This window comes from Heyndrickxia sp. FW510-T9, assembly GCF_058781025.1.
Map to the genome: position 1 here is coordinate 95,645 of NZ_JBYSWK010000013.1, position 8,893 is coordinate 104,537.

Annotated in this window: 11 protein-coding genes, 1 tRNA gene and 1 pseudogene; 9 read left to right on the top strand and 4 right to left on the bottom strand. The window is 31.0% G+C overall.

Annotated elements, in window-relative coordinates; translation table 11 throughout:
- Window positions 1-35: 35 nt before the first annotated feature.
- Both AC3WJF_RS09295 and AC3WJF_RS09300 read left to right on the top strand, forming a co-directional pair.
- Entirely contained in the window at window positions 36-728 is a 693-nt protein-coding gene (locus AC3WJF_RS09295; RefSeq protein WP_492451459.1) for an N-acetyltransferase, read from the top strand.
- A 200-nt stretch (window positions 729-928) separates the two neighbouring features.
- Window positions 929-1,001, top strand: a tRNA-Val gene (locus AC3WJF_RS09300).
- Window positions 1,002-1,083: 82 nt separating this feature from the next.
- Here AC3WJF_RS09300 and AC3WJF_RS09305 read toward each other — a convergent pair.
- Window positions 1,084-1,338, bottom strand: coding sequence for a tyrosine-type recombinase/integrase (locus AC3WJF_RS09305; protein WP_492451461.1), 255 nt, complete (start codon window positions 1,336-1,338; stop codon window positions 1,084-1,086).
- Window positions 1,339-1,452: 114 nt separating this feature from the next.
- Between AC3WJF_RS09305 and AC3WJF_RS09310 the strand changes: the two genes are divergently transcribed.
- From AC3WJF_RS09310 to AC3WJF_RS09320, 3 genes are all read left to right on the top strand, one after another.
- A complete protein-coding gene (locus tag AC3WJF_RS09310; RefSeq protein ID WP_492451441.1) occupies window positions 1,453-2,268 on the top strand; it encodes an RHS repeat domain-containing protein in 816 nt (271 codons plus the stop codon).
- Window positions 2,269-2,332: 64 nt separating this feature from the next.
- Window positions 2,333-3,070 carry a hypothetical protein gene (locus AC3WJF_RS09315; protein ID WP_492451443.1) on the top strand — a complete coding sequence of 246 codons (738 nt, stop codon included), beginning with the start codon at window positions 2,333-2,335 and terminating at the stop codon, window positions 3,068-3,070.
- 766 nt (window positions 3,071-3,836) lie between these two features.
- Window positions 3,837-4,487: a hypothetical protein gene (locus tag AC3WJF_RS09320; protein ID WP_492451445.1), complete on the top strand. Its 651-nt coding sequence runs from the start codon at window positions 3,837-3,839 to the stop codon at window positions 4,485-4,487.
- A gap of 285 nt (window positions 4,488-4,772) precedes the next feature.
- On the opposite strand, the pseudogene AC3WJF_RS09325 reads toward AC3WJF_RS09320, so the two are convergent.
- The 3 genes and pseudogenes from AC3WJF_RS09325 to AC3WJF_RS09335 all read right to left on the bottom strand — a co-directional run.
- Window positions 4,773-4,877, bottom strand: a pseudogene (locus AC3WJF_RS09325) (hypothetical protein); the annotation flags it as partial.
- Between the two features lie 144 nt (window positions 4,878-5,021).
- Complete coding sequence (locus tag AC3WJF_RS09330; RefSeq protein ID WP_492451447.1) at window positions 5,022-5,120, bottom strand: YjcZ family sporulation protein; 99 nt, start codon at window positions 5,118-5,120, stop codon at window positions 5,022-5,024.
- A gap of 299 nt (window positions 5,121-5,419) precedes the next feature.
- Window positions 5,420-5,668: a hypothetical protein gene (locus AC3WJF_RS09335; RefSeq protein WP_492451449.1), complete on the bottom strand. Its 249-nt coding sequence runs from the start codon at window positions 5,666-5,668 to the stop codon at window positions 5,420-5,422.
- A 264-nt stretch (window positions 5,669-5,932) separates the two neighbouring features.
- Between AC3WJF_RS09335 and AC3WJF_RS09340 the strand changes: the two genes are divergently transcribed.
- The 4 genes from AC3WJF_RS09340 to AC3WJF_RS09355 form a co-directional block, all read left to right on the top strand.
- Complete coding sequence (locus AC3WJF_RS09340; protein WP_492451451.1) at window positions 5,933-6,535, top strand: hypothetical protein; 603 nt, start codon at window positions 5,933-5,935, stop codon at window positions 6,533-6,535.
- Window positions 6,536-6,652: 117 nt separating this feature from the next.
- Complete coding sequence (locus tag AC3WJF_RS09345) at window positions 6,653-7,429, top strand: CsxC family protein (RefSeq protein WP_492451453.1); 777 nt, start codon at window positions 6,653-6,655, stop codon at window positions 7,427-7,429.
- Window positions 7,430-8,248: 819 nt separating this feature from the next.
- Entirely contained in the window at window positions 8,249-8,401 is a 153-nt protein-coding gene (locus tag AC3WJF_RS09350) for a hypothetical protein (protein ID WP_492451455.1), read from the top strand.
- A 274-nt stretch (window positions 8,402-8,675) separates the two neighbouring features.
- Window positions 8,676-8,893: CHASE3 domain-containing protein (locus AC3WJF_RS09355; RefSeq protein ID WP_492451457.1), on the top strand; the 218-nt coding region annotated here is incomplete at its 3' end.

The window sequence follows — 8,893 nt, forward strand, 5'->3', positions numbered from 1 at the left end:
AAGATAATTTTATTTTAGAGGTTAGGGGAATGGACATGATCAGCAAATTTGTACAACTTGGAAATAATGTTGAGATAGGCGAAAATGTAGTAATCGAAGACAATGTAACAATTGGTGATAATGTGGTAATTGGACATAATGTAGTGATTAAAAGGGATACTATTATAGGAAATAGAGTACTAATAGGTGACATGACTCTATTGGGAAAATCGACTTCCTCAAACAAGAAAATGGCGCGCAAACCGGAGAAAATTCTTTCTCCGTTATTAATTGAAGATGATGTAACGATCGGCTGTAATAGTGTACTATACCGTAATGTTCAATTAAAAAATGGTGTGCTTGTTGGAGATTTGACAAGCATTCGGGAGAAAGTTTCTATAGGTGAAGATAGCATTGTTGGGCGTAATGTTATGGTAGAAAATAACACTCGAATTGGGGAAAGAGTAACAATTCAAACGGGCTGTTATATCACCGCTGATATGCAAATAGAAGATGACGTATTTATTGGTCCTTGTTGCTCAAGTTCAAATGATAAGTATATGGGTATGGGGAATTTTGAACACAAAGGACCCGTCATTAAGAAAAATGCAAAAATCGGAAACAACGCCACGCTTTTACCCGCTATCATTATTGGTGAAAATGCTATTGTTGGAGCGGGGGCAGTCATTACAAAGGATATTCCTGCAGGTAAAACAGTAGTTGGGAATCCAGGGAAGATAATCAATTAGAATCTTAAAACTTCACTTATTACTCTTATGTTAAAATACAAACAAAAAAGATCACTGAAGAGTAATGCCCCAAATTTCTTTTAGCAATTTATTGGTTTTTAATAATGTAATTTTAATAGTATTAAAAGAAAGGTTTACCAATTATCGTTGACATTTCTTAATAACCATTATATATTATTAATTATCCAGTATTACACTATGATTCTGTAGCTCAGCTGGGAGAGCACCACCTTGACAGGGTGGGGGTCGCTGGTTCGAGCCCAGTCAGGATCATTATGAAACAGAGGTCTGTATCCCTTATTTCTTAAGGGGTACAGACTTTTTTCTTTTTGTGATAAATAATGTAGATGGACTCTTATCCGGCATTTGCTAACATTTTGAAACATTTTTGTTGTACGACTGCATCAAATATTTCTGCCACATCATTATTGTCATTAGGTACAAGATGTGAATATATCCCTAAGGTAATCTTAGGATTCGCATGCCCCAAACGCTTAGCAACTTTTACTATGTCTACTCCCACAGAAATAAGAATAGAAGCATGAGTATGTCGGACATCATGAAAGCGTATAGGAGTTACATTCGCTGACTTACATAATCGTCTAATAATGGTAACTTAGTTTATGTAAAGGACCGTAATGGTAAGGAACACCAATATACTTATACGAATACAGATTTATTAAAAAAATCAGTTGATGGTAATGAGACAGTAGAGTACGATTATTTGCTAAATGGCTTCAGGAAACAAATGAAAGATTCTACTGGAATAACGAAATATGAGTACAACCCTGCAAATGGAAATTTAAATAAGGTTACTTATCCAGACGGTAAAGATATTTCTTACGTCTATGATGATATAGGGAATAAAAAAGAAATAGTTACTCGGTTTGGTCAATCAATCAAATACAATTATAATGCTTTGAATTTAATTCAAAGCATACAGGTAAATAATAAAGATATGCCAACCATTCAATATGAATATTTTGACAATGGAAACCTAAAACAAAAAATTCAAAAGAATGGTGTATCCACTCTGTATACCTATAATTCATCTGATTTGACTGAAGTAAGTCAACTTACTGCTACAGGTCAAACAATTAAAAATTACAAATATCAGTTTGATCCAAATCAAAATATAGTGAAAGTTATCGAAAATTACAAGCCTAAGGAGTTTACTTACGATTCCCTTGATAGAATAGTAACGTCTTCGGAAAAAAACGAGAACTATTCATATGATGCTAAAGGAAACCGAAAAACATTAACAAGTGATCAGTTACCTACTTTAAAAAGTACTTTATACTCCTTTGATGCGAATAACCATTTAACAAAGGTCAAGGTAGGGGACAATGAAGTATCCTATCGATATAATGGTGATGGTTTGTTATACGAAAGAAAAGTGGGAAATAAGATAACTCGGTACTATCATGATGGGGACATGCTTTTGGCAGACTATACATCAATCCAACTACTAAGGTTTCTAGAAATGAATGCTCAAATCACAATTTATAACAGTAAAGGTAGTATAATGGTTCGTTATTGACCTAATAAGTATTTTCCCTATTAAATTATATGGGAAATAATAGAAAGGATAATAATATATTTTTATGATAGTAATGTCTTTTTATTTTAATTCATTTATTGGTAAACAAGAAAATGCTAAATTCTTTTTCAATTTGCTAGAAAAAGAAGTTTTAGTACCTGATAAGATAGGTATAGTTGAACCATTGAAAGTATTATATGAAAAAGAAAAAGCAATAGAAATTTGGACTAAAGTGGAGCAAGGAGATGACAGAATTATGGGAGGAATGATGGGGAAGAAAAAAAATAAAGGATATTCTTTTATCATGGAATGGAACAAAGGAAATAAAAATGTAAGGCCAAATTGGTTAACATTTTTTGTTCCAGAAGATGTTTTTAGTAAATATCAACAAACTTTTTTGAAAATATTCTTTGAAATTCAAAAGGAGTTCAATGGATTATTTGGCTATATTTCTACGGAAGAAGCTGAAAGAAGACAATTTGTTCCAGGCACTATTGAAACAAGATTACCGGGTGTTTTTTGGTGTAATTATTACAGCAAGACTTATGTTGATTTTTTCGGGCAAGATAAAATGGTTGATGGGCCTTGGGCAAATAAGGAAGTGCTTCCTAATGGTGCGGTGGTAACGTATATATCAAATCAACCGGGTGATCTGATATATGATGAGCAAATAGAAGAAAAAGCAAAAAAATATATTGGAATAGATTCCTTTGGTGACAGGGAATATTATCTTGAAAATTACAGAGAAATTCAATTAAAAGATGTTCCAAAACTTGAGTTAAAAGAACTAAGGTTTAGTTGAGAAAAATAAATAATTTGATCAAACTTTGACTGGTGTTAATGGTGGATAATAAAGAATTGGCTTTAAAAAGAAAAAGCTTTAAATATATGAAGATGACAACTTAGAAATTCTATCAGAATATCTTGCAGAAGAAAGTGGCTTTGACTCATTTTAGCCCCAAGTAGTTCTTATAGGAAAGTCAAATAAAGATTTAAGTATATTTGCAGTAATTGGTGATTTAGAGGATGATGATATTAGAAATATTGACTATGAAGAATTAGATAAAAAATTGGACTTTATCGGTTCACATTAACCTAAAAAGCCTTAGGAGATAAGTTCTCTTAAGGCTTTTTTCTTAGGTAGGTTTGGAAAAGATTAAGGTGAATATTTACAAATTAAATAATTTGACCCATGTATTCTTTAATAGAAAGGTTTGAAAACTATGTTATTTATATTTTTTTATGGTTAAAGTCACACATTTGCACTATCCCTCTTACAAATTTGCTAACATAATTATTTTTCTGAGCTTAAATTATTTAACTCGTTTTATTTTAAACCCCTAAAATCCCTGAATTAAAAGAGCACATAGACTTATTTAACTCATTTAAGGTAAACTTAATTCATATATTAAGATTGACAGGGTGGGGGTCGCTGGTTCGACCCCAGTCAGAATCATACCGGGAAACCGTGATTTTAAGTTTTTTAAAAATTTCCACAACCACTGTCAGTATAATAATAGAGCAACTGGTCACATACTGTTATTTAAATATATGTATAGGGGATTAATATGTTATCAAATACCCATTTCAAATACAATTATGATTATCACATATTAAAGCTTTATGATGATGTAGAATTCAATGAAATGGACCAACAAGTTGTTTTCTTAGTCGAGATTAATACTTTTGGTTCAGTTGGTATCGATTTATATTTATTAGAGGAATTGCCTAATATATCAACTATTAGAAATAATAAAAACATCCATTTCCATGAAATTAATATTTGTTTTCCGAGCATTACTACTATCAGTAATAATGTGAAAATAGTAGTAGAGGAAGATGAACGACATTTAAATGTTCTTTTTGAAGCAGAAGAACAAAATTGGTTTCAACCAGTTGAAAGTGCTGATATCAAAAACAATTATTTTTCTGGTAAATTAACATTACATCTTTTTTCCGTTTTTAAAATCACTGGAATAGGAAATGTAACCCATTTAGAGAAATACTATTCACCTTTTTATAAATCAGCATTGGAATTTAAGCAACTTAAAAGACAAGGAGATTACAAATCACCTCTGTATATAGCTGCGAAGGACCATTATTTATATATGAGGAAATATAGAAATCTAATAATTTATAAGGGAAAATCAGAGAAATTTAGAGAATTCGCGAATAATATTGAAGAGAGATATAAAGAAAAACAAAAAGATGAGCAATAAGATGAATTTTTGCTACAAGTGGGAAATTCTTTGGTTGCAAATTTAATTCAATATTTTTAGCAAAAGGACTTTTCACGGTCCTTTTTATATGGATTTTAAATACAATAAAAAAAGGGGGAAAATAAATTTTCCTTTTAACCTAATAGCTTAAGCACCTGCCCAAAGCATCGTTGGATAAATAAATGATGCTTTTTTCTTATGCAACCTTATCATCAACTAGCAAAGAGGAGTTGAATATAGATTACCTTCTATTCAATTTTCACAATTAATAAAAGTAAGCAAAAACTAAAAAATAGTTCGAGTTCCCGGTTCACTCTCCACTTCTATTTTTCCTCCATATACTTCTATAATGGACTTGATGATGGATAGCTCGAGTCCTGCGCCTATTGTTCGCCTAGCTCGTGAGACACCTCAAGGTAAAAACGATCAAATGGCCGTGATCTATTGCTTTCCAACGTTGGAAACAGCGTTTGTGGATTTCTAGTTGTAAAACTAAATAGAAGCACCAAAAGGATGCTCCTATAACAGTGAAAATTAATAAACGTAGGCAGTTCCAACGATAATGAGTAGGATAAATAAAACTACGATTAGAGCAAATACATTATTGTGGTGGTGATGATGTTCTTCGCTCATCTATAGAACACCTCCTTGATTATAGATATATTAATTTATGATTTTAAACGTAATATTGCTTGTACTTTAGGACACAAATGAAGAATTCACACAATAAGTAAGCAGGTTTTACATTAGGTGGAATTTCCGATCTTTCTATTGAATTTCAGCGAAATATTAATATTTCTATCCGTTTGGCACATGACATACAACCTAAAATTTATCTATTTCAGGATTTGGTCATTTTACACTGGATGGGGTAAAAAAAATTAGGTTGCTTCTAAAGGGATTTAAATGAACAAAAAAGGCTTAGTGTGTGACTAAGCCTTTTTTATTGCATATTTCTTATTTGTCTTGTATTTAAACAACACTGCTAATACCAAAGTCACAATCAAAGGAATACCGAAGTAAACACTATGTACAATTAAATAAGCCGAAAAAGGAGCTGACCATTCAGGGTGTTTAATAAAAGTTTGATAATCGATGTAAATTTTAATTAACATAATGACTATCAATAAAATAGAAAGCATAAAAAATGAATTCGATGCAATTTTTAACTTATTAGCCAATCTGCATCCCCCATTATTAATAAGTTTTAAATAATTTGATTATTCATTATTTTAACATAAATTTTATCTGAAGGTCATGATTTTTCGGAAAGTTATTATGTTATTAAATATGAATGAAAATGGTTGCAATACACTTTGAAGCACGTGGGGAAATTTTGATATCCAAAACAAAAAATCGAATAGCTCCAATTATTAATTCATTGCAGGTTTTATATTGTTTAAACGCATCATATTTTTATATAAAAAATGAAAGGAGAGGGATACATGAAACCTAACGAATATCAGGATCCAGAACGGGATGATCTAGATGAATTAGATAATCTTCGTCCCCTCCAAAAAAATTATAAAATTCTTATGGAAATTGTCCATTCCAAACTCGACTTTAAATTATCAAAAAAAGTAAAAACGAACGGTAGCGTTAAGAAAATCTTAGACATTAATTGGTCCCTCCACCCTGTAAAATACCAAATTAACCTTTCAGCAGATCAACTCTGGGTCTCCGGAAAACTAATTTGCGAAATTACCTATACAAAAGGAACAAACACCCAAATACATCTTCAAATGATTAAGTTACCTTGGAAAGCAACATCCAAAATAGAGTATCTGTCACCACCTGTCTCCATTAAAAGTAATCAAAAAAAGCAATTCGAGTTTTCGGAACAAGATAATAATATGGAAACCATTCATTATGAGCAAATTATTTACAATAATGAAATCCCGACGTTCGAAGTCGTCCAGACTAAAGTGATTACTTCGCAAACCATTGATAAAAAAGAAAAAAATGCAATCCTCTTTCTGAACGTGAATTGTGAAATAGAATATCGAATTCTCCAAAACCAAATCCGTCCATTTGAATTTGAATCGTAAACAAGCCTATAATCCCTTAAAATGTGCTTATCCTTCAATTAATTTGTCCAAGCTTTACGTCATTTTCATCATAAACTGTAATGGAAACTAACAAATTAATTGAAAGGAGAAAAAAAGATGTCACGGAACAAATCGAAGGGTATTCAAAGAAATGTAGTGAAATCATCCGTACAACAGGAGGCAAGCAATCGGCCTGTTAAGCCACGAGTCATTAATTCACATCCCTATATGAAAGTACCTATTGTTTTAGGTGAACAAACTGTACAAATTGATGTGGACTCTTTTATTAAATTCCCTGAACCAGTCCTAGAAATAAAAAAGATTAAAAAGAATATAAAACTAGTACAGTGCAGATTATTATTGCCTACCAATAAGCTATTTTTAAAAGGGTTTGTTCGCAAAAATATTCAGTATGCGACACCTTTGAAGGGAGGAAAAGATCATGTTTCCTCTACTATTCATTCTTTAACTGTTGATGTACCTTTTCAAGTTGTAACGAGAATTGATCTAATTAGCGAGCCTGACTTCAGATCAACTCCACCAACAAAAGAATTTAGTTATTTTAAGTCCTCTCCACTTCCGATGGGATTTTCAGATAAAGAACATTTACTTTCAAGTGATTTCACAGAACACAACCAAATTAGCGAAGAAATCATGAATGAACTTCCATATTGTGAATTACTTTCCAGTAAATTTATTGAATACGATGAAGTTCTAGATAGAACAATGGGTATTGTAGAGGGAAGATCAGGTTTTGCATTGCCTGCTCCTTTTGAAGAAGGAACTTTCAGGGAAATTGAGGAAAAAATGGTTATCGAATTAACATTTAAAGTATTACAAAAACAACAAGTATATTTACACGACAATTGCAAGGAAGATGAGGAGTCTTCTTAATGAAATGAAACCAGCAAAAAAGGTATAGTACTTTACGGCACTATACCTTTTTTGCTCTTAATACTCCCCTCATTCCTAGGAAATATCTCTAATAATACTATTTTTTAAGCGCATTGATATATTTTTAAATTTGTTTGTAATAGTTATATAACATTCTTTCTTTATCATAAAGGATAAATAATATAAGAAGGTGATCCGCATGAAAAAGATAAGTGCAATCCTTTGTTATTTCCGTGGTTATCATAAATATAACGATTATTCAGATGTATGAATAAAATGTGGAAGAAAAGCTTTTAAAGAAAAAAATATAAAACTTCACCTCAAAATTTTTAGACAGAAATTAAATACTCTCATATTTATAACTTCGAAAAGTTTTATCCTCATATCTCCATCTTCTGCCAACACCAAAACCCCATGACACATTTCCTCAATACCTTTTCGCATTCAACCCTTATGCTTACTTTATCCTAACTGCTTAACTTACAACTAGATAGTGCCTGGCACCACAATGGGTTTCGTTTTAACTCTAGCGATCTTGTTCGAATCATAATTTATTCAGTTAAATAGAAATAGAAAAATGACGTATACTTATTTATTAATCATTTTTTTATTTCATTTATATGAATGTGCTGCTTCCCATTTCTTCAAGTAATTTTTACTGTTACACATAAATAACTTCATTAACAAGAGAACAAACAGGAATCATATTAATTTATAAATGGATGAAGTTTTTTATAGTGAATATTTGCTATTGAAAATGAATAATAAATTTGTAAAATTAGGAAAAAAGTGGGAGAATGCATCCTGAGGCATGTGAATATGAAATTACCCAACATAAAACTTTTGTTGTCCCGTTTTGATTCATATTCATCGGACCCGGTTGAACATGAACATAGGGATGATTATCAAATTACCATCCCATTAGAGGGAAGTACTTTATTAGATCAGAATGAAGTAGTAAATAAAGGTTAAAGGACTGAAAAGATTGGTTACATATAATAATTTTTCGGAAATTGTCTGGCAATGCAACTAATCTGGTACATTACCTCATTAATTTTACATGAACATCTTTGATAATTGACTGATAAGACATATTTACCATACCTATTGACCTATTAATTTAGTCTGTTATAGAAAATTTCAAAAAAATTGACAAGAATAATATATAATAATTATTATTTCTCTGTCGAAAAAATTCGAATAATCGAGATTGTAATGCCATTTAGAAAGTAAAAGGGGTTTTATTGTGAAATTAACGATTAGTAAAAAGCTAGTTATATCATTTCTAGCTATTTCTTTATTGTTGGGGATTTCGAGTAGTATATCATTTTATTATCTTCATAGAGTCGACAACTCTGATACTGATTTGATTGACCGCAGAGCTATTATTTTATCCAATACACAAAAAATACAAGTACTAGTGGAAAAACAAATTAATAGTATACGAGGTTACTTAATAAAAAG